Raw genomic sequence first — 20,706 nt, forward strand, 5'->3', positions numbered from 1 at the left:
GGCCCCGTTGAACGCAAGCCGGGACCCGCCGTCGGGCGCGTGCGCAAAGGGTTCTGATGCTCGATTTACGGCAGGGCACAGGAGTAGCGTGGGTGGCATGAGCGAGCAACCAGGTCCCAGTCCTTACGGCGGCGCCAACCGGCACCACAAGCCCAAGCCTTTCGCCCCCGTGGACTTCGAGCCTTTTGCCGGCGGCGCGGATCCGGCACGCGTGTCCGAGGCGGCCCACCTCGCCGCCCAGGCTCTGGTCCGGCACGGCCGCGACAGCGACGATCCCGCCGTGACCGAGCGGCTGGTCAGGCTGGCCGACGAGCAGGGCCTGGAGGCCATCGCGGAGATGTGGGCGGAGAGCCCCGCACGGTCGCTTCCGGGTGCACTCTGGCGCCTCTATGCGTTGCGGGCGGCCACAGTGCAGGACCCGGAGCGCATCTCCGTGTACTTCCGCGCCGGAAAGGACACAGCCCAGGTTTCCAACGTCGTGGCCGGCGCGGCCGAGCCTCCCGGAGCAGACGAGATGAAGACGATGGCGGACGCCATCCTGTCCGGGGCGTTCGACGGCGAGTTCGACGTCGCGCTGGAACGTTCCGCAGCGTTCTGCCGCGTGGTGGCGCTCGGCCAGGCCACCCTTGCCGACGGTGCCGAGCACGGCAACGAGGCCCATGCCAGCAAGCTCACCCGCAACTCCAACCAGCTGGTGAAAACCGCCGAGGACCTCGAGCACGCTGCCAACGCGTGGCGGCTGGGCGAACTGGACTGACAGGGCCGGCCTTGTGCCCCGGAACCCGCGATCTGTCAATGTTGACTTGGGCCAACCAACGTAGAACACTGAAACTGGTGCCGAGCCGCGAAACCCCCGGGCTTCAACATTCAGCCGCCTAGAGCGGCCTACCGCCGAGAGGCGTATCCGGTTCGGCACCATTTTTATGCCCGCTTACGGCCGGGCTGGTGTTTGTTGGCCGCCTGCTGTCAGCACGTTTCAACCCTCCTTTTACAGGCCGGTAGAGTTAGCGTTGGTTGCGCCGGGGTCACGTCACACGGCAGGCAACTCCCGTCCTGAACTACTCCCGGAGACCGGTAACTACGTGAAACTGCGCCTTTTTCCCCAGGAGCCCGCCGGGCTGAACCTCTTATCGCAAATGGCGCAGCAGATTGTCCTCGGCAGCGCCACCCTCGCCGAAATCCTCGGTGTCCCCGCAGCGGAACACGGCAGGCTCGTGGAGGACATGCACAACCACGAGGCACGGTCCGCCGAACTGCATTTCGCCCTCCTGACGCACATGCGCACCAGCTTTGTTAACCCGCTGCCGCGCGAGGACATGTACGCCCTCTCGCGCTACCTCAACGAGGCCATCGAGAAACTGGATGCCGCCGCGGAACTCGTGGCCCTTTACCGGCTGGAGCGGCTGCCCAAACGGGCCGCGGACCAGTTGGAGATCATCAGCCGGCAGGCCGAGCTCACCGTGGATGCCATGCGGCGGCTCGATAACCTGGACGACCTCGAGGATTACTGGATCGAAATCCTCCGCCTGGCCAAACGTGCCGAACGGACCCACCGGGTGTGGGTGGCGGACATGATCAGCGATATGAAGTGGGCGCAATACTCCCTCAACCGCGACATCGCCAACCAACTCGTGGAAGTCACCAAGGACATGCGGCGCATCGCCACCCAGGTAGGCAGCATCATCGTCAAGGAATCCTGAGGTGACGGCAGTCGTCTTCGGCGCAGTGGTCCTCCTGGCCGCCGTGTTCGCCTTCGTCAACGGGTTCCGTGACGTCTCCACCTCCGTGGCCCTTGCCGTCCGCACCCGGGCACTCACGCCCAGCGTGGCGGTGCTGCTGGCAGCCTTCTTCAACTTCATCGGCGCATTGCTCAGCGCGGGCCTGGCGGTGGCCGTCAGCCAGGCGTGGATCAGCCTCCCTTCCGGGACGGACGGACTCAGCATCCTCCTGGCCGGCCTGGCCAGCGCCATCGCCTGGGGAGTCTTCCTGTGGTGGCGGGGCATCCCGGCCTCCACCACCCACGCCCTGGTGGGCGGCCTTGCCGGGGCCGGACTCGCCAGCCTCGCCGTGGGCGGGCCGGGTGTGGGCGGCGTGGACAACTCCCTGTTGTTCCAGGTCATCCTGCCCCTGGTGCTGTCACCCCTGGTGGCCTACAGCGGCGCTTTTATGCTGGTCTACCCCGCCACCTGGGCCGCACGGCACACGCAGCCCAACGTGGTGAACCAGCGGTTCCGCCGCAGCCAGTCCATTGCGGCGGGGGCGGTGGCGTTCGGCCACGGCCTGCAGGACGGGCAGCGGATCAGCGCCGTCCTCCTCCTTGCCCTGCTGGCGGCCGGCTATTCGGACGGCGGCAGCATCCCCGTGTGGGTTGCACTGCTTTCCGCGGTGATGATCGCGGCCGGCACGATGTTCGGCGGCTGGCGGATCTCGCACACCATCGGCCATAAAATCACCAGGATCGACCCGCTGCGCGGCTCGGTAGCCCAGATTTCCAGCGCCGTGATGCTTTTTGTGGGTGCCATCGGCCTGCACTGGCCCCTGTCCACCACACACACCGTCACCTCGGCGGTGTTGGGCGCGGGAGAGAACCAGCATTTCTCGGTCACCAACCGGAAGCTGGTGATCCGCATCGTGGGGCTCTGGATCCTCACCCCGCTGGCCACAGCCGCCCTCGCCTTCGTGCTTGCGCTGGCTCTTTCCCCGCTGCCGGGGTAAGCCGCGCGGACGGGGTCCGCCGGTTCAAAGCCGGGGACCACGCCGTCGTCCGCTGCTGCCCTGCCGTATTAGACCTGTACAGCCGGAAGCTGGTGACGTAAATTCAAAAGTAGGTCCCCAGCGCAGCTGCCGGGCCTGCCATCCGCAGCCGGGTGCAGGGCTGGGATGGTTCCGCTGCAGCATGTCGGCGGGTTGGCTGCACAGCGTGGAAAAGACCAGGCGTCATGTCTACCCCGGCTCCCCGCCACAACCTCCCTCAGCCACGCCAGATGCAGTGCGAGCTTTGCGGAACGCAACAGCAGCTGACCATCCACGCGATCATTGCGATGGGTGCAGCCAACGGCGACCTGGTCACCGTCTCCTATACGTGCAACGAATGCCGCCGGTTCCAGGAGCACCTCGCGTATGCGGCCGACGTCGCTGCGGCGCTTGGCCAGGTGCGGTGGATGGCAAAGGTCATTTTGTTCGGTGACGAGTACATCCATTGCGGATTTGCCATGGAGGAAGCCGAGTTCGAGATAGAGCGCCTGTGCTACCGGAGCAACACCGGCGGGGCACTCAACACCGTCTCGCTGCCCACCAGGGTGCTGCGCTGCCGGTGCGGCTTCCAGCTGGAAGTCCCCGAGTAGGCGGACAGTCCCCGATCAGGAGTACGACGGCGGCACCCGCCAGGCAGGTGCCGCGGGCCCTCCGCCAGGTGCGGCACGCCCGGGTTTATCCGAAGCGGCCGGAGACGTAGTCTTCCGTGGCCTTCTGCGTGGGGTTGCTGAAGATGGTGTGCGTGTTGCCGATTTCGATGAGCTTGCCGGGCTTGCCGGTGCCCGCGATGTTGAAGAACGCGGTGCGGTCCGAAACGCGGGCCGCCTGCTGCATGTTGTGGGTCACGATCACCACCATGTACTGGTCCTTGAGCTCGTTGATGAGGTCTTCAATGGCCAGGGTGGAGATGGGGTCCAGCGCGGAGCACGGCTCGTCCATCAGGATCACCTGCGGCTCCACGGCGATGGCCCGCGCGATGCAGAGGCGCTGCTGCTGGCCGCCGGAAAGGCCCGAACCCGGCTTGTCCAGGCGGTCCTTGACCTCGTTCCAGAGGTTGGCACCCTTCAGTGAGCGCTCCACCAGGACGTCTGCCTCGCCCTTGGAGATCTTCTTGTTGTTCAGCTTCACGCCCGCCAGCACGTTGTCCCGGATGGACATGGTGGGGAACGGGTTGGGCCGCTGGAACACCATGCCAATCTGCGAGCGGACGGTAACAGGGTCCACGCCCGGGCCGTACAGGTTGTCGCCGTCGAGGAGCACTTCGCCCTCCACCCGGGCGCCGGGAAGTACCTCGTGCATGCGGTTCAGGGTCCGCAGGAAGGTGGACTTGCCGCAGCCGGACGGACCGATGAATGCGGTGACGGACTTGGCCTCGATGTTGATGGTGACGTCTTCCACGGCGAGGAAATCGCCGTAGTACACGTTCAGGTCCTTGACGTCGATGCGCTTAGACATGGTGTTCCTTCACTAACTGGGGATGAATTGAAGTCTAGGTTCCGGCCGGAAGCGGCGTTAGGTGCCGCGTGCCGGGAACCGCGGTCAGCGGCCTGTCTTGGGGGCGAAGACCCGGGCGATCAGCCGGGCGCCCAGGTTGAGGATCATCACCAGGATGATCAGCACCAGGGCAGCGCCCCAGGCCCGCTGCGAGGACGGGTCCGGGTTGGCCGGTGAGGTTGGGTTCAGGATCTGGGTGTAAATGAACGTGGGCAGCGAGGCCATCCAGCCGCTGAACACGTTGGAGTTGATGCTGGTGGCGAAGCCGGCGGTGACCAGGATGGGCGCCGTCTCGCCGATAACGCGGGCGATGGCCAGGGTGACGCCCGAAGCGATGCCTGAGATCGCCGTCGGAATCACCACCTTGACGATGGTCCGCCATTTGCGCACGCCCAGCGCGTACGCCGCTTCACGCAGTTCGTTGGGCACGATCTTCAGCATTTCCTCGCTGGAACGCACCACCACGGGGATCATCAGGACCGAAAGCGCGACGGCGGCCACGGCACCTGTCTTGGTTCCCGGCCCCACCACCGCGAAGAAGAAGGCGGCGGCGAAGAGGCCGGCCACGATGGAGGGGATACCGGTCATAACGTCAACGAAGAAGGTGATGGCGCGGGCGAGCCGGCCGTCCTGGCCATATTCCACCAGATAGATCGCGGTCAGCAATCCCACGGGAACCGAGATGATGGTGGCGAGCAGCGTGATCTGGATGGTGCCGAGGAGGGCGTGGTAGATGCCGCCCAGTACGGGTGCGCCTTCTTCGACGGCCTGCCTGTCGTACAAGCCGGTGACGCCGTTCATGGAGGTGCCCAGGAAACCCGGGGTGATCAGCCCCGGCACGCCGTTCACCAGCACAGTCCAGATCACCGAGACAAGCGGGAGCAGCGCAACCAGGAATGACCCCACCACCAGGCAGGTGGCCAGTTTGTCCTTGGCCCTGCGGGATCCTTCAACGGCTGCACTCCAGGACACCAGCCCAATGGCGAACAGGATCGCGGAGACCACGCCCCAGCCGAACGCGTTAAAGCCCACCAGCGCGAGGACCGCTGCGCCGAGAATCAGTGCTGCGGCAAGGACCACGTAGGGCGCGTACTTGGGCAGCTGGCCCTTGGTGAGCGCCGAGCGTTTGCTGCGGACGGGAGTAAGTGTGGAGGTCATTTAGTTGGCTCCCGAGAATTCTTTGTGCCGGGTGATGATCCAGCGCGCGATCATGTTCACGGCCAGGGTGATGATGAACAGGACCAGGCCGGCCGCGATGAGCGTGCTGACCTTGAGTCCGCTGGCCTCGGGGAAGTTCAGGGCGATCTCCGCGGCAATGGTCTGGTTGCCGGACTGGATCAGGCTGGCCGTCAGGGCTCCGGAGGACAGCACGAGGGCCACTGCCATGGTTTCTCCGAGCGCGCGGCCGAGCCCGAGCATAACGGCACTGATGATGCCGGGCCGCGCAAAGGGCAGGACGGACATCTTGATCATCTCCCAGCGGGTGGCACCGAGTGCGAGCGCGGCTTCCTCGTGCAGTTTGGGGGTCTGCAGGAAAATTTCGCGGGACAGCGAGGTGATGATGGGCAGCACCATCACGGCCAGGACGACGCCGGCGGTAAGGATCGTTTTGCCGGTGGCGGAGGCGGGCCCTTGGAAGATCGGCAGCCAGCCCATGTTCTGGGCGAGCCAGTTGTAGGCTGGGGAGATTTGCCCGGCCAGGAATGCTGCACCCCACGCACCGTAGACCACCGAGGGGATTGCGGCGAGCAGGTCCACCACATACCCCAGGCCGGCGGCGAGTCCGCGGGGGGCGAAGTGGGAGATAAACAGGGCAACGCCGATGGCGATGGGTGTGGCAATCACCAGCGCAATAACAGCTGCGATAAGCGTGCCGATCACGATGGGCCAGATGTAGGCGAAGAAGCCTGCACCGCCCTGGATCTCGGCCGCAGGTGCTGTCAGCGCCGGGATGGCCTGGACCACCAGGAAGAGCGCGACGCCGAAGAGGACGGCGAGAATAAGGCAGCCGGCAGCGAGCGCGGCACCCGAGAAGATTTTGTCCCCGGCGCGGCCGGCGCCCTGGGTGCTGGTCAGGGGGGTGGCGGTCATTCGACGGCCCTTCGATCGTGGAGGTTATTCAAAGACTGGAAGAACGTGCATCCAATGCCAAGTTCCCCGCACTGCCTGCCGGCAGGCGGGGAACCCGGATTCGGTGCGCTGATTAGGACTTGACCTTGACGGACTCGATTGCCGTCTTTGCCTTCTCGGCGAGGGTGGAGGAGAGCGGAGCGGACTTCGCGGAATCCGCAGCCGTCTCCTGGCCTTCCTCGGACACTACGTAGTTCTCGAAGGCCTTGATCAGGTCAACCGTCTCCTGCTTGTCATACGTGCTGCAAACGACGTGGTAGGAAACCAGGACCACGGGGTAGGCGCCGGAGGCGTTGGTCTTGCGGTCCAGCTTGATGGCACCGTCGTTGGCGGAGCGGCCTTCAACGGGCTTGCCGGCTTCAACTGCCTTGGCGGCGGCCTCGGCGGAGATCTTCACGAAGTCTTCGCCCACCTTGATGGAGGCGGTGCCGAGCTTGCCGCCCACCGCGGAGTCGTCAGCGTAGGTCACGGCACCGGGGGTGTCGGTGACGGTCTTGACCACGCCGGAGGTGCCCTTGGCGTTCTCACCCTGCAGGCTTGCAGGCCAGACGCCGGCGGCCTTGTCCGTCCAGATCTCAGAGGCTGCCGACGCCAGGTAGTCGGTGAAGTTGGTGGTGGTGCCGGAGTCGTCCGAGCGGTTCACCGGGGTGACCTTGAGGTCCGGCAGGGTGACGCCGTCGTTCAGGGCTGCGATGGCGGGATCGTTCCAGGTGGTGATCTGGCCGCGGAAGATCTTGGCCACGGTGGCTGCGTCCAGCTTCAGCTCGGTGATGCCGGGAAGATTGAAGGCTACGGCAATCGGGGAGATGTAGACCGGGATGTTGACGGCACCCTCGGGGCCGCACTTGGCCTTGGAGGCTTCAAGTTCTTCGTCCTTGAGATACGCGTCCGAACCGGCAAACTGTGCCGAGCCGTCGATGATGGCCTTGCGGCCCGCGCCGGAGCCGTCCGGCGAGTACTGCACGGTGGCGCCCGGGTTTGCCGAGGCGAAGCCGGCCTTCCACGCGTCCATGGCCGCGGTGGTGGAGGATGCGCCGATGCCGGTGAGGGTGCCGGTGACTTTGGCGCCGGCAGAAGTCTGGTTTCCTGCAGGTGCAGTGCCCGTTGCGTTGTCTGAACCGCAGGCAGAGAGCGCGAGTGCGCCGGCTGCGATAACAGCGATTGCGGCGTGGCGGCCGAAGCGGAGTGCCTTCACTAGATGTACCCCTTCCAGGGTTATTCAGGTGCGGGCAGGGACGGAGGGCCCTGCAGCGCGATGCGTACGTTCTGTACCTTCATCGAAGCTATGGGCTGCAGGTAACGGGATGGGCTGACCAAAGTGAACGGAACATTAACGACGGCGGGATATTTGCTGACAAGTGCCGGGTTCCCATTGCGCAGATCACATCTCCGGCCGTAGTGCGCGGCAGCAAAAATAAAACACGGGCAACAAATAGACTGGACGTCATGGCTTCGGCAGCAGGACTCTCAGCGGGCAGGCGTTTCCTGCACGGCCGTATCCGCACCGGGTTGATCCGGAGCCGGAATTCGCTGATTCCCGCCATCCAGATGACGCTGTGCGCAGTGGGCGCCTATGCCTTCGCCGAGTACGTGCTGGGCCATTCCGGGCCCCTGTTCGCCGCAACCTCCTCCCTCATCGCCCTGGGCTTCTCTCGCGAACCGCGGTTGCGGCGTGTGGTGGAGGTGGGACTGGGCTGCACCATCGGCATCGCAGTGGGCGACCTGCTCCTGCACTGGCTGGGCAGCGGAATCTGGCAGGCCGCCGTCGTGCTTCTCTTCTCCATCCTGCTGGCCCGCTTCCTGGACAGCGGCACCATCTTTACCACGCAACTTGGACTCCAGTCGTTGCTGGTGGTGCTGCTGCCGGCGCCGGCTGGCGGGCCCTTTACCCGGAGTATTGACGCTGTGGTGGGCGGCCTGTGCGCGCTGCTGGTAACCATCCTGATCCCTAAGGATCCGCGCCGGGAACCGCGCAAGGACGTCCAGAAGCTGCTGCATGAACTGGCGGAGGTGCTGCGCGAGTGTGCCGACGCCCTGGTCAACAGCGACTCCACCCAGGCATGGCACGCGCTCATCCGGGGCCGGAACTGCCAGCCGCTGGTGGACGCGATGCGCCAGTCCCTGCGCTCGTCCGGGGAGGTGGCCAGGCTTGCGCCCGCCTACCGGCGGCACCGTGAGGAGCTGGACCAGCTGAAAGTGTCACTGGACTTTATTGACCTGGCCCTGCGGAACAGCCGCGTTTTCGCCCGCCGGCTCACCAGTGCCATCAATCACGCGGCGCTCTCGGACGAGGCGACGGAGAACATTGCGGAGGTGCTGCAGGAGACCGGTGCGGCCATCGATGAGTTGTCGCTGGGCTTGGCGGAAACGCACGACGGCGTCCGCCGCGCCCACCTGCGTACGGCCCGCCGGGACCTGAGCGAGATTGCCCTGCGGCTGCACCCGAAGCTGCTTGAAGTGCAGCGGCTCGAAGGCGAAACGGTGGTAATGCTGTACCGGCCCCTGATGGTGGACCTCCTTGAGGCCACAGGGATGGACGCACGCGAGGCCCGGGACGTACTCCCGGCGCTTTAGCTCCGGTGGTTGAGCTCGCCGAACTAAACGTCGTTGGGGTAGTGCAGCCCCAGTTGCTGCCGTGCTTCGTCCAGCAGCTGCATCATCTGCACGGTTTCGGCCCAGGGCATCAGCGGACTCTCCCGGAGACCGGCGCGGATGCAACGTGCAGTTTCGCGCAGTTCGTGGATGAAGCCCTCGGTCGCCTCAGGAAATTCCTCAACCCGGATGCGGCCGTCCAGGCCGCAGATTTCCAGGCTTTTCGGGCTGTACAGCGGGGAACCAGTCCTGATCCAGCCGGCGGTCCCGCTGAGTGTTGCCATGCCGGGGCCGGCAGCCGAGAGTGAGGAGGTCAGCTGGGCTGCGGCGCCTTCCGGATATTCGAGCGTGAGCGTGTTCTGCACGTCCACACCGTCCTTGTTCAGGTGGCCCGTAGCGGTGAGCCGGGTAGGGTAACCGAGGGCAGCCACGGCCCAGGTCAGCGGGTACACCGCGAGATCCAGGAGGGCGCCGCCGCCGGCAGCCGGATCCCACAGCCTGTCGGCGGGATCGTACACAGCCGGAAAGCCCAGGTCCGCCTGGACCCAGCGGACGGTGCCGATCGCCCCGTTGCCGGCCAGCTCAAGCGCGCGGCGGGTAGCCGGCAGGAAGCGGGTCCACACCGCCTCCATCAGGAAAAGTCCCCGTTCCCCCGCCAGCGCGGTCAGTCCGCGGGCCTCGCGGGCGTTGATGGTGAGGGGCTTTTCGCACAGGACATGTTTGCCGGCGTCGAGGGCGGCACGGGCAACTTCGAAGTGCTGGGCGTGCGGCGTGGCCACGTACACCACGTCCACCAGGGGATCGGCGAACAGTTGCTCATAACCCGTCCCGGCGGAATTGTCGTAATAGCTGGCTTCGAAACCGTGCTCTTCAGCAAAGCCGCGGGCAGAACCGGCGCTTCGCGAACTCACCGCATACAGCGCGGCATCCTCAAGGCAGGCGAGGTCGCGGGTTACGCGGTGGGCGATCCTGCCGGTGGCCACAACACCCCACCGCAGGGGGCGCCCATTGTGGTCGGAACCTTCCTCCCCGGTGCCCATCAGGCGGACCCGCGGACCACGAGTGACGTGGGAATCTGTGTCACCCGGTCCGGGTCCTTCCCCTCAATCAGGTTCACCAGGATTTCCGCCATTTTCTTTCCCATTTCGATAATTGGGTGATGCACCGTGGTGAGCTGCGGGTCCACGGAAACGGCGAACGAATCGTCGTCGAACCCCACCACGGCGACGTCCTGGGGTATCCGGAGTCCGCGTTCCTGCAGGGCCGTATAGGCACCGGCGGCCATTTGGTCATTGGCGACGAACAGTCCGTCCACCGGCCGCCCGCTGCCCAGCAGGCGCCGCATCGCTTTGGCTCCGGAGGCGAGGGTGAAGTCCCCGTACTCCACCAAGGAATCATCCAGTCCGGCTTCCGCCAGGGCTTTTCGCCAGCCGTTGACGCGGTCAATGCCCGGCGGCATGTCCTGGGGGCCTGCGATGGTGGCGATGTTGCTCCGTCCCCGTTCGATCAGCAGCCGGGTTGCCCCTGCGGCTGCGGCCTCGTTGTCAACATCCACGTAGTAGCTGCCGCTTTCGCGCAGGGGCCGGCCGGCGAAGACCATGGGGATGTAGTCGCCCAGGTGGGTCCAGGACGTGTCCCCGGCATGGTGGGACACCACCAGGGCCCCTGCCACGCTGCCGCCAAGCAGGAAAGCCCGGGTCTTTTCCGGCTTGGCCTCGGAAGCAATCACCATGTTCAGGGTGTAGTCCGTGTCTGCCAAATACAGGGCCACACCCTGCACCACTGAGGCAAAGAACGGATCCGCGAAGACCTTGGACGTGGACTCCGGCACGATAAGGGTCACGGAGTTGGGCTTCCTGCTGGCCAGGGTACGGGCAGCCCGGTTGGGTGTGTAGTTCACGGCGAGAATGGCCTGCCGTACTTTGGCAGCGATGTCCTCATCCACGCTTGGCACATCATTAACCACCCGCGAGACGGTGGCGCGGGAAACGCCGGCCAGCGCTGCCACCATTTCAAGGGTGGGCGCCGGCCTGCTTGCGCTGGGGTCTTGCTTCACAATCTTCGCTCCGTGATCTAGCTGGCACTGGGCCGGGGATTTCAGTTTAGGCGGGCAGGGACACGGCGGGTCGCGGAACCTTCCGCTTCGCCGCGGCGATCAATCCGGCGTAGGCCTTCCCGCTGTCCTTGATGGTGCGTTCGAAGCTGCCGTAATCCACCCGGACAATCCCGAAACGTTTTCCATACCCCCACGACCATTCGAAGTTGTCCAGCAGGGACCAGACGAAGTAGCCGCGGATGTCCGCACCCTGGTCTATGGCTTCGCCGACGGCGGCCACGTGGTCCAGGATGAAGCTGGTCCGCTCCTCGTCGTGCACTGCGCCGCCGGCGTCCACCGTGTCCTCGTAGGCGGCGCCGTTCTCGGTGATGTACAGCGGCGGCAAGGACGGATACTCCTCGCCCAGCCGGACCAGCAGCTTGCGCAGGCCCTCCGGGTTCACTTCCCAGCCCATTGCTGTCCTCGGCAGCCCCCGGCTGGGGAACGCGATGTCCTCGGAGCCGATCCAGGGTGAGGCGCTGGGACGTTCGGCTCCGCCGGAGTGGCCGTCACTCCCGGCGGCGTCGGCGTGGCCGCTGATGAGGTCATCGTGGTAGTGGTTCACGCCCAGGAAGTCCAGGGGCGCGCTGATGATTTCGAGATCGCCCGGACGGATCACATCCTGCAGGCCGAAGGGTGCCAGGTCCCGCAACGAATCCTCCGGGTAGCTTCCCCGCAGGATGGGGTCCAGGAAAATCCGGTTCTGCAGGGAGTCGAACCGCCGCGCGGCGTCGAGGTCCACCGGGTCCTGGCTGTCCCGCGGGATGGAATTGCTCAGGTTAAGGGTGATGCCTAACTGCTCAGCTCCACGGCTTCGCAGCGCTTTGACGGCCAGCCCGTGGGCCAGGTGCTGGTGGTGCACGGCGGCGATGGCAGCCGCGGGCTCCTGGCGGCCGGGCGCGTGGACCCCCGCCCCGTAGCCCAGCAGTGATGAACAGAAGGGTTCATTGAACGTGGTCCAGTGGCGGACCCGGTCCCCCAGCGCCGAATACACGTCGTTTGCGTACTCAACGAACCGGTACGCGGTGTCCCGGTTGGCCCACCCGCCCTTCTCCTCAAGTGCTTGCGGCAGGTCCCAGTGGTAGAGGGTGAGCCAGGGCAGGATGCCTGCTTCGAGCAGCTCATCCACCAGCCGGGAGTAGAAGTCCAGCCCCTCGCGGTTCGCGGTCCTGTCTCCTGGACGGACCCGCGCCCAGCTGGTGGAGAACCGGTAGGAATCCAATCCCAGTTCCCTCATCAGCCGGACGTCCTGCGGCATCCGGTGATAGTGGTCCACCGCCTGCTCGAGGGTGTCACCACTGGCAATGGCGCCGGGGATCCTGGCGAAGTGGTCCCAAATGGAATCTTCCTTGCCGCCTTGGTGGCCGGCGCCCTCTACCTGGGCGGCCGCCGTCGCCGATCCCCAGAGGAATCCCTCGGGCCATTGCCGCTCGTACGTTGTGTGCTGCATCAGCCCTTCACTGCTCCTTGCATGATTCCTGAGATAAGTTGTTTTCCTGCCAGGACAAAGAGCACCAGCAGCGGGAGGGTGGCCAGCACCGCGCCGGCGAGGACCACGGAGTAGTCCACGTAGCGCGCAGACTGCAGCTGGCTGAGCGCCGTCTGCAAAGTGGGGTTGCCGGCGTCGAGCACCAGCAGGGGCCAGAGGAAATCGGTCCAGGCCGTCATAAACGTGAAAAGGCCGAGGATGGCCATGGCGGGCCGCGCGGCCGGGATGGCGACGTGCCGGAAGGTGGAAATCATGCTGGCCCCGTCCATCCTGGCGGACTCGATCAATTCGTCCGGGATGACGTCCACCAGGTACTGCCGCATAAAGAAGACGCCGAACGCCGTCACCAGGGTGGGCACCACCACGGCGCCGATTTCGCCTGTCCAGCCCAGGGTGCGCATCACCATAAAGAGCGGAATGATGCCCAGCTGCGTGGGGATGGCCATGGTGGCCACCACCACCAGCATGAGCCCGTTCCGGCCCTTGAAGCGGAGCTTTGCGAAGGCGTAGCCGGCCAGGGTGGAGAAGCCCACCACCGAAACGGTAATGATGCAGGAAATCAGCACGCTGTTGCCCAGGGCGAGCCAAAAGGGAATGGTGTCGAAGACTTCGCCCACGTTGGTCCAGAAGTTTCCGCCTGGGAGCAATGGCGGCCAGGTCTCACTCAGGGCCTCATTGGACCGGCTGCCGATCACGGCGGACCACCACAGCGGGTAGGCCGAGGACAGCAGGAACGCCAGGAGCAGGCCGTAGGTCAGGAACCCGGGCCTTTCTCCGGAACCGAGGAAGCGCTTGCCCGGTCGGGTGGAGGGGCGCGGCGCAGGTATTCCGGAAGTGCGGGATTCAGTGGGTGCGGGGGCTGCCTCTTCGATGGTGCTCATCGCGTGGTCCTTTCGGCGCGTCGCCGGGCAGCCCGGGAGGGTTTGGCGGCGTCTGCGGTGGCGATCCGCCGGGAGATGAGGTAGTTGACCAGACCGAACAGCACGATGATCAGAAAAAGGAGCCAGGCGATGGTGGATGCCTTGCCGAAGTTCTGGCGTTGGAAGGCCATTTCCCAGAGGTACAGCACGGTGGTCTGGAATTGCCGCTGGGATCCGCCGGCGGTGGCGGGATCGAACAGGCGCGGCTCGGTGAAGATCTGCAGCCCCCCGATGGTGGACGTAATGACCACAAACACCATGGTGGGCCGGATGCTGGGCAGGGTGATGCTGAAGAACCGGCGTACCGCTCCGGCCCCGTCCAGGGCGGCGGACTCGTAGAGGTCGCGGGGAACGGCCTGCATGGCGGCAAGCAGGATCAGCGCGTTGTAGCCGGTCCAGCGCCAGTTCACCATGGTGGCGATGGCGATGTGGCTGGGCAGGGTTTCGCTTTTCCACATCACGGGGTCCAGGCCGAAATTGCCCAGGACGTTGTTGATCAGGCCGTACTGTTCACCGAACATGTTGGTGAAGATCATGGCCACTGCCACCGGCGTCACGATGTAGGGCAGGAGGACGCTCATCCGCCAGAAGGTCCTGGCCCGGAGGTTCTGGTCAAGCATCGCGGCCAGGAAGAGCGCGATGGCGAGCTGCGGGATGGCGGAGAGCAGGAAGATGCTCACCGTGTTGAACAGGGAGTTCCAGAAGAAGCGGTCCTGCAGGACTTCCACGAAGTTTTGCAGCCCAATGAAGTCCCCCTGGCCCTTGAGCAGGTGCCAGTCGAAGAGGCTCACCACGAAGGTGTAGACCAGCGGAAAGAGCCCCACGAGGGCGAAGAGGATAAAGAACGGGGCGACGTACAGGTAGGGCGATGCTTTGACGTCGAAGACGTTCAGCCGCTGCTTCCAGGTGGGTTTTGGTTTGATGGCCGCGGGTTTGGCGGCGCGGTTCAGGGTGGTTGTCATGGGCTCTTGCCCTCCATCGGGGGGCCTCCCTTCCGGAAGGCCCCGCAGCGGGTGGTGCTAGTTGTTTACGACCAGGTCGTTGAGGAGGGTCAGCGCTTCGGACCAGGCCTTGTCAGCATTGGCCGAGCCGCCGTCGAGCATTTTCAGGGCCGGGCCAAACACGTTCTCCTGGATGACGGAATCGTCGGGCCCCTTGAACTGGGCCACCACTCCCTTAGCGCGGTTGGCGAGGATAACGCCGGTGGGGGCGTTGTTGAACAGCACGTTGGGGGTGGCGTCCGCTACGAGCTTCTCCTGTGCCTTGAGGGTGCTGGGGAAGTTATTGGCAGCGGCCGACTGCTTGACCTGCTGCTCAGGCGCGGTCAGCCAGGCGGCGAGCTTGGCAGCTTCTGCCGGGTGTTTGGAGGTCTTGGGCACGGAGAGGAAAGCGCCGCCCCAGTTGGAGGCCCCGCCCGGGAAGACATCGGCGAAGTCCCAGCCACTGTCCGCGCCGCCGCCTGCTGATTCAAGCTGGCCCTTGATAGTGCCCAGCATCCAGCCGGGGCAGACGAAGGTGGCGAAGGAGCCGTCAGTGAACGCCTTGCCGGTGCCCCAGTCAAACTGGGTCTGGTTGGCGGACAGACCGGCCGCCGTTCCGGCCGCCAGCAACTCGAATTTGGCTTTCATCTCCGCGTTGCCGTCAATGTTCAGCTTTCCGTCCTTGGTGTAGTACCCCTCCTCCATCTGGTTGACCATGGAGTTCCAGACGAAGCCGGACTGGTCATACCAGGCCTTGCCGGTGGCCGCTTTGTACTGCTCGCCGAGCTTGAAATAGGTCTCCCAGGTGGCGTCCTCGCCGCCGAACAGCTTCGCTACCGATTCGCGGTCCTTCGGCAGGCCGGCAGCCTCAAACAGTTTGCCGTTGTAGCAGAGGCCCTGCGGTCCGATGTCTGTCCCGTATCCGATGACGCGGCCGTCCGGATCGGTGCCCTGCTTGAACTTCCAGTCGACCCAGTTGTCCTTGATGTCCGCTGCCCCGTGCTCGTTCAGGTCCACGAACTGGTCCGAGACTTCCATGATGGATCCGAGCCAGCCTTCCTCGATGGCCACCACGTCGCTGAGGCCTGAGCCGGCAGCAAGTTTCGTGAACGCGTCGGTGCGGGCGTTGGCTCCGCGGTCGATGTTCGTGGCCTTGATCTTGATTCCGGGGTTGGCCTGCTCGTATTCACCGTAGAGATCGTCGTAACCGAAGGTTCCGAAGGTGGTGACCGTGAGTTCCACGGGGTTGTCTGCGCTTGCTGCCTGTTCTTTGCTGCTGCTGCAGCCGGTGGCCATGAGGGCCAGTGCCGCTGCGCCCGCAATTGCGGCCGCGGTATGTCGTGCGAATTTCAAGGTCACTCCTTTGTGGGGGAACTACCGGCGCTGAGAGAGCGCTCTCTGGCAAGTTCCTCAACTGTAGAGGTGGCGCAGATCACTGTCAAGAGAGCGCTCTCTCGCCATCCCTTTTTCGCGAGTCGGCTGGGCCCACGCCCGCAGGCAGCCAGCGCGGCCGGGCGAGGTAAGCATGTGGATGGGATTGTCCGTGGCCGCCATTAGGGTTGAACGCATGGCAACAAAGACTTCCCGGGCGTCCAAGGCGCCCGCCTACAAGTGCGCCGAGTGCGGCTGGACCACCGTCAAGTGGGTGGGGCGCTGCGGTGAGTGCCAGGCGTGGGGCACCGTTGAGGAAACGGGCGCCGCGGTCGCGCGTACGACGGCGGCCGCAACAGTCCTCGAGCCGGCCCGCCGGATTGCCGAGGTGGACGCCACCACGGCTGCTTTCCTGCCCACAGGCGTCGATGAACTGGACCGTGTGCTGGGCGGCGGCCTGGTACCGGGCGCGGTCATCCTGCTGGCAGGCGAACCCGGCGTCGGAAAGTCCACGCTGCTCCTGGACGTCGCTGCGAAATTCGCACGCACCGCCCAGGACGTGCTGTATGTGACCGGTGAGGAGTCCGCCGCGCAGGTGAAGCTGCGCGCGGAGCGGATCGACGCCGTCGCGGAATCCCTGTACCTGTCCGCCGAAACGGACTTGGGCCAGGCCCTGGGGCAGGTGGAAAAGATCGAGCCGCGGCTCCTGATCGTGGACTCGGTCCAGACCCTCAGCAGCGCCGACGTTGACGGCAGCGCGGGCGGCGTCTCGCAGGTGCGGGAGGTAGCGGCGTCCATCATCGCGGCGGCAAAACGGCGGAACATGACCACCTTGCTGGTGGGCCACGTGACCAAGGACGGTTCCATCGCCGGGCCCCGGCTGCTGGAGCACCTGGTGGATGTGGTGTGCCAGTTCGAGGGCGAACGGCATTCGCGCCTGCGGCTGCTCCGCGCCGTTAAGAACCGCTACGGGCCTACCGACGATGTGGGCTGCTTCGACCTGAACGAGAACGGCATCGAAGGCCTCGCCGATCCCAGCGGGCTGTTTGTCAGCCGCACCAAGGAACCGGTCTCGGGCACCTGCATCACCGTGACTATGGAGGGCCGGCGTCCGCTGCTGGCGGAGGTGCAGTCGCTGCTGGCCGAGAGCCCCAACTCACAGCCGCGCCGGGCCACCAGCGGGCTGGACAGTTCCCGGGTCTCCATGCTCCTGGCCGTGCTGCAGCAGCGCGCGGGGACACTGCTGCACAAGGACGACTCCTATGTGGCCACGGTGGGCGGGGTGAAGCTCAGCGAGCCCGCCACGGATCTTGCGGTCGCCCTTGCCGTCGCGTCGGCCAAGGCCCGCAAACCCCTCCCGATCCGTTTGATTGCCTTCGGCGAAGTCGGGCTGGCCGGCGAAGTCCGCCCGGTTCCGGGCATCAACCAGCGGATCCAGGAGGCCCACCGCCTCGGGTTTACCCATGCCGTCGTCCCGGCAAGCCATGCCGGCCCTGGCCCCGTCCCTGCGGGTTTTTCGGTCCGGGAAGTGGAACACCTGACGGAGGCCCTGAGCCTGTTGATCGGCTAGCGCCTGCCGATTGGCAGGCCCGTTGGCCCCGTCTGGCGTGTTCAGTGCTGGCCGTGCTGCGGCAATGCGTCGGGGTCGTCCCGGTGGGAGTTAAGGAGCCAGCCGGAAACGTCGCTGCGCAGCACCAGCAACGGACCGCCGGTGGCACTGACATTTCCGTTGGGCACGTAATAGCCGCGGCCGGAACCAGGACCCCCGGCCGCGCGGTCCAGTGCATCAACCAGATGGCGCGGGAGGTGGCCCTGCGGACCAAGGCTGCGAAGCTCATCAAGTTCTTCCGGCGTAAGCCGTCCCAAAACCTCAGCAATATTGGCCATGACCGGTCCCTTCGAGGAAAGTGCCTGAAGGAATAACCTAAAGCAGGGCCGTGAACTGCCGGTTAACGCTGGACGACGAATTCGCTTCTTTTCAAATGCTGCTGGAATGGAGGACACATGCCGGTCCGAAGCGCAGGAATCCTCCTGTACAGGCTGGGCACAACGCCCGGGCCTGACGCCGGTCAAGAGCCAGGCAGCACACCCGGTGTTTCCGACGAGCTGCAGGTGTGGATTGCCCACATGGGCGGCCCGTTCTGGATCCGCAAGGACGCGCACGCCTGGTCCATTCCCAAAGGCGAGTACACGGAGGACGAGGATCCGCTGGCGGCCGCCCTTCGGGAGTTCGCCGAGGAAATGGGAACTCCCGCACCCGCTGCTGACTACGAACACCTCGGCGAATTCCGCCAGCCCTCCGGCAAAATCATCACCGTGTACGCGGCCGAGCAGGACTTCCAGCCGGAACGCATCCAGAGCAATACCTTCCCAATGGAATGGCCCAAGGGTTCAGGCCGGATCCAGCACTTTCCCGAAATCGACGACGCCCGCTGGTTCGCGGAGCCGGAGGCAAGGCTCAAGCTGGTGAAAGGCCAGGTCCAGGTCCTGGACGCCCTCGCCGTACGTGTTCACGCCCGGTCGTGAACGTGGCACCGGAGTCCGCCTCCTGTCCCCCAGACGGCGGAAGACCGGGAATCCTGTGGGATCCCCCGGCCTTGCCTGCTGGTGCCGCGCCAGATGTTGCGTCCTTCAGGCTGACGCACGGATTAGCCCCGCCATGGGGTTGGCTGATGCAATCTTGACCACGGTCACGTCGTCGCCGCAGCACAGCATGGTCCTGCCGGCTCCATCGTCCCGGATCATCCAGAAGACGCTGCTGTCGGCGGCGATCATGTCGATGGCACCCGACATGGTTTCCCCACCCGCCGAGCGCACCTCCACATGGTCACTCCTGCACAGCCTGGACCAGTCATGGACCGGCACAGCTGCAGGCACCGGGCCGGGGCGGTCGGCATTATGTTTGTACATGGCGCCTTCCGTCACCTGACTCAGAAGTGCCCGCCGTCGGCCTTGACGGCCAGGACGGGACGGTCCGCCTGCATCAGGATCTGCTGGGCGTGGCTGCCCAGGATGAACTTGCCCACCTGGGTGCGGTGCCGCAGCCCGATAACAATGAGCGAAGCATCGACCTCCTTGGCAACCTCCAGGAACTCGTCGGCCAGGTCGTGCTGGTATGGCGGCTGGATGACGGTTGCCGTCACTCCGTCTTTAGCAGCCCTCCGGGCGGCTTGGGCAAGTACGTCCTCGGTGGCCACTGACTTATCCACCAGTGCGCCCTGCCGGGCGGAGTTCACGATGAACAGGTCCTGCTGACGGAGCTTCGCTTCCGCGATGCCCGCGGCGAGCGCCGCCTCCCCGGCCGGGGTGGGCACAAAACCGACGATGATGCTCATACCTTTTCCTTCACGTTGTGGGTGGTTCCGTTGTTGGCGGAGCCGGCGGACGCCGTCGTTGCTTTGCGCTTGGCGAGCAGGCTGCGAATGCCCGGCAGCACGGCCACCAGGACAAAGACCACCAGCAGCGTGGCTGAGATGGGACGTCCGAGGAATCCTGTCGGATCACCGCCGAAGACCAGCAGCGAGCGGCGCATGGAGCTCTCCAGGAGTTCGCCGAGGACGAAGGCCAGCACCAGCGGGCCCGGTTCGAAGCCGAACTTCTTCATGAGGTAGCCGATGATGCCGAAGACCACCACAAGCGTCACATCGAACATGCTGTTGTTGATGGTGTAGGCACCCAGGAGGGTAATGAGGGCGGTGACGGGAGCCAGGATGGCGGCCCGTACGCGGAGGATCTTCACGAAGATTCCCACGAGCGGCAGGCTCATGATCAGCAGCAGGATGTTGCCGATGTACATGGAGTTCACCACGCCCCAGAACAGGTCCGGGTTCTGCTCCACCAGCTGCGGGCCGGGCGTGACGCCCTGGATCAGCAGCGCGCCGAACATCAGCGCCATGGTGGCGTTCGCCGGTATGCCGAGGGTCAGGAGCGGGATGAAGGACGATGTGGCCGCAGCGTTGTTTGCGGTTTCCGGTCCGGCGACGCCCTCCGGGGCCCCTTTGCCGAACCGCTCGGGCTGCTTGGCCCGCTTCTTTTCCATCGCGTAGGACGCCATGGAGGCAATCGTTGCGCCGCCACCGGGGAGGATTCCCAGGAAGAAGCCCAGCACGGAACCGCGGCCGATGGCACCGGACGCCTGCTTGAGGTCCTTGCGGGACGGCCACACGTTCGTGACTTTCGACGGCGCCTTGGCGGCCCTGTGCCGTTCCTCAAGGTTATAGAGGATTTCGCCGAGGCCGAATATGCCCATGGCGATCGGCACGAAGTCGATGCCGTCGGCGAGTTGCAGGCTGCCGAACGTAAAGCGGCTTTCGCCGGTAAATATGTCCCGGCCAACCGTGGCCAGGAGCAGTCCGAGCGCCGCGGCAATCAGGGCCTTGGCCTTTGAACCGCTGCTGATGGTTGCCACGAGGAGGATGCCCAGCATGGCCAGCGCGGTGTATTCCGGCGGCCCGAAGTCCAGGGCGAAGCTCGCCACAATGGGTGCCAGGAACGTCAGGCCGATAATGGCCGCGGTGCCGCCGACGAAGGAGCCGATGGAGGCCAGGCCCAGTGCAGTACCGGCCCTGCCCTGCTTCGCCATCTGATACCCGTCGAACACGGTAACCACGGAGGACGCTTCGCCGGGAAGCCTCAGCAGGACGGAGGTAATGGTCCCGCCGTACTGCGCCCCGTAAAAGATGCCGGCCAGCATGATGATGGCGGTGACGGGTTCTACGTTGTAGGTCAGCGGAAGCAGGATGGCGATGGTTGCCGCGGGCCCCAGTCCGGGCAGCACGCCGATCAGCATGCCGATCACAACGCCGATCAGGCAGTAAAGGAGGTTGGTCGGCTCCAGGACAACCGCGAATCCGTTGATAACGGGATTTAGAAAATCCACGG

General features: G+C 65.3%; 21 protein-coding genes. 7 read left to right on the forward strand and 14 right to left on the reverse strand.

Annotated elements, in window-relative coordinates:
• Positions 1–97 precede the first annotated feature (97 nt).
• The 4 genes from QF038_RS18870 (at position 98) to QF038_RS18885 (ending at position 3,344) form a co-directional block, all read left to right on the forward strand.
• Positions 98–757 carry a hypothetical protein gene (locus tag QF038_RS18870; RefSeq protein ID WP_091420424.1) on the forward strand — a complete coding sequence of 220 codons (660 nt, stop codon included), beginning with the start codon at positions 98–100 and terminating at the stop codon, positions 755–757.
• Positions 758–1,082: 325 nt separating this feature from the next.
• Positions 1,083–1,700 carry a DUF47 domain-containing protein gene (locus QF038_RS18875; protein WP_307612195.1) on the forward strand — a complete coding sequence of 206 codons (618 nt, stop codon included), beginning with the start codon at positions 1,083–1,085 and terminating at the stop codon, positions 1,698–1,700.
• A 1-nt stretch (position 1,701) separates the two neighbouring features.
• The gene (locus QF038_RS18880) at positions 1,702–2,715 is read left to right on the forward strand and encodes an inorganic phosphate transporter (protein ID WP_307612197.1); all 1,014 of its coding nucleotides are present in this window, start codon (positions 1,702–1,704) and stop codon (positions 2,713–2,715) included.
• A 269-nt stretch (positions 2,716–2,984) separates the two neighbouring features.
• Complete coding sequence (locus QF038_RS18885; protein WP_307612199.1) at positions 2,985–3,344, forward strand: hypothetical protein; 360 nt, start codon at positions 2,985–2,987, stop codon at positions 3,342–3,344.
• A gap of 85 nt (positions 3,345–3,429) precedes the next feature.
• On the opposite strand, the gene pstB is transcribed toward QF038_RS18885, so the two are convergent.
• From pstB to pstS, 4 genes are all read right to left on the reverse strand, one after another.
• Positions 3,430–4,209 carry a phosphate ABC transporter ATP-binding protein PstB gene (gene pstB / locus QF038_RS18890; protein WP_307612201.1) on the reverse strand — a complete coding sequence of 260 codons (780 nt, stop codon included), beginning with the start codon at positions 4,207–4,209 and terminating at the stop codon, positions 3,430–3,432.
• An 84-nt stretch (positions 4,210–4,293) separates the two neighbouring features.
• Positions 4,294–5,406, reverse strand: a complete 1,113-nt coding sequence (gene pstA / locus QF038_RS18895; RefSeq protein ID WP_307612203.1) for a phosphate ABC transporter permease PstA — start codon at positions 5,404–5,406, stop codon at positions 4,294–4,296.
• Entirely contained in the window at positions 5,407–6,339 is a 933-nt protein-coding gene (gene pstC, locus QF038_RS18900) for a phosphate ABC transporter permease subunit PstC (RefSeq protein ID WP_307612205.1), read from the reverse strand.
• A gap of 112 nt (positions 6,340–6,451) precedes the next feature.
• Positions 6,452–7,573 carry a phosphate ABC transporter substrate-binding protein PstS gene (gene pstS, locus QF038_RS18905; RefSeq protein ID WP_307612207.1) on the reverse strand — a complete coding sequence of 374 codons (1,122 nt, stop codon included), beginning with the start codon at positions 7,571–7,573 and terminating at the stop codon, positions 6,452–6,454.
• A gap of 251 nt (positions 7,574–7,824) precedes the next feature.
• On the opposite strand from pstS, the gene QF038_RS18910 reads away from it, so the two are divergent.
• Positions 7,825–8,952 (forward strand): aromatic acid exporter family protein, encoded by a 1,128-nt coding sequence (locus QF038_RS18910; RefSeq protein WP_307612209.1) that lies wholly within the window; start codon positions 7,825–7,827, stop codon positions 8,950–8,952.
• Between the two features lie 23 nt (positions 8,953–8,975).
• On the opposite strand, the gene QF038_RS18915 is transcribed toward QF038_RS18910, so the two are convergent.
• The 6 genes from QF038_RS18915 to QF038_RS18940 are packed head-to-tail and all read right to left on the reverse strand — an operon-like array spanning position 8,976 to position 15,750.
• Positions 8,976–10,010: a Gfo/Idh/MocA family protein gene (locus QF038_RS18915; protein WP_307612211.1), complete on the reverse strand. Its 1,035-nt coding sequence runs from the start codon at positions 10,008–10,010 to the stop codon at positions 8,976–8,978.
• A complete protein-coding gene (locus QF038_RS18920) occupies positions 10,010–11,026 on the reverse strand; it encodes a LacI family DNA-binding transcriptional regulator (protein WP_307612213.1) in 1,017 nt (338 codons plus the stop codon). The genes QF038_RS18915 and QF038_RS18920 overlap by 1 nt, the downstream gene beginning before the upstream one ends.
• 46 nt (positions 11,027–11,072) lie before the next feature.
• Positions 11,073–12,515 carry a GH1 family beta-glucosidase gene (locus QF038_RS18925; protein WP_307612215.1) on the reverse strand — a complete coding sequence of 481 codons (1,443 nt, stop codon included), beginning with the start codon at positions 12,513–12,515 and terminating at the stop codon, positions 11,073–11,075.
• Positions 12,515–13,435: a carbohydrate ABC transporter permease gene (locus tag QF038_RS18930; protein ID WP_307612217.1), complete on the reverse strand. Its 921-nt coding sequence runs from the start codon at positions 13,433–13,435 to the stop codon at positions 12,515–12,517. The genes QF038_RS18925 and QF038_RS18930 overlap by 1 nt, the downstream gene beginning before the upstream one ends.
• On the reverse strand, positions 13,432–14,436 hold the full coding sequence (locus QF038_RS18935) for a carbohydrate ABC transporter permease (protein WP_307612219.1): 1,005 nt from the start codon (positions 14,434–14,436) through the stop codon (positions 13,432–13,434). The genes QF038_RS18930 and QF038_RS18935 overlap by 4 nt, the downstream gene beginning before the upstream one ends.
• A 57-nt stretch (positions 14,437–14,493) precedes the next feature.
• On the reverse strand, positions 14,494–15,750 hold the full coding sequence (locus QF038_RS18940; protein ID WP_373461662.1) for an extracellular solute-binding protein: 1,257 nt from the start codon (positions 15,748–15,750) through the stop codon (positions 14,494–14,496).
• A 271-nt stretch (positions 15,751–16,021) separates the two neighbouring features.
• On the opposite strand from QF038_RS18940, the gene radA reads away from it, so the two are divergent.
• Complete coding sequence (radA, locus tag QF038_RS18945) at positions 16,022–17,395, forward strand: DNA repair protein RadA (RefSeq protein WP_307612223.1); 1,374 nt, start codon at positions 16,022–16,024, stop codon at positions 17,393–17,395.
• A gap of 41 nt (positions 17,396–17,436) precedes the next feature.
• Here radA and QF038_RS18950 read toward each other — a convergent pair whose 3' ends face one another.
• Positions 17,437–17,712 carry a hypothetical protein gene (locus tag QF038_RS18950; RefSeq protein WP_307612225.1) on the reverse strand — a complete coding sequence of 92 codons (276 nt, stop codon included), beginning with the start codon at positions 17,710–17,712 and terminating at the stop codon, positions 17,437–17,439.
• 117 nt (positions 17,713–17,829) lie between these two features.
• On the opposite strand from QF038_RS18950, the gene QF038_RS18955 reads away from it, so the two are divergent.
• Positions 17,830–18,351 (forward strand): NUDIX domain-containing protein, encoded by a 522-nt coding sequence (locus tag QF038_RS18955; protein WP_307612227.1) that lies wholly within the window; start codon positions 17,830–17,832, stop codon positions 18,349–18,351.
• 105 nt (positions 18,352–18,456) lie between these two features.
• Here QF038_RS18955 and QF038_RS18960 read toward each other — a convergent pair whose 3' ends face one another.
• From QF038_RS18960 to QF038_RS18970, 3 genes are read right to left on the reverse strand one after another with little or no spacing between them, the layout of a single operon-like run.
• Entirely contained in the window at positions 18,457–18,735 is a 279-nt protein-coding gene (locus tag QF038_RS18960) for a hypothetical protein (RefSeq protein ID WP_307612229.1), read from the reverse strand.
• 20 nt (positions 18,736–18,755) lie between these two features.
• Complete coding sequence (locus tag QF038_RS18965) at positions 18,756–19,160, reverse strand: universal stress protein (protein ID WP_307612231.1); 405 nt, start codon at positions 19,158–19,160, stop codon at positions 18,756–18,758.
• Positions 19,157–20,704 carry a tripartite tricarboxylate transporter permease gene (locus QF038_RS18970; RefSeq protein WP_307612233.1) on the reverse strand — a complete coding sequence of 516 codons (1,548 nt, stop codon included), beginning with the start codon at positions 20,702–20,704 and terminating at the stop codon, positions 19,157–19,159. Before QF038_RS18970 ends, QF038_RS18965 begins: the two co-directional genes overlap by 4 nt.
• Between the last annotated feature and the right edge of the window lie 2 nt (positions 20,705–20,706).

This window comes from Pseudarthrobacter sp. W1I19 (genome assembly GCF_030817835.1).
In the GTDB taxonomy this organism is placed as follows: Bacteria; Actinomycetota; Actinomycetes; order Actinomycetales; family Micrococcaceae; genus Arthrobacter.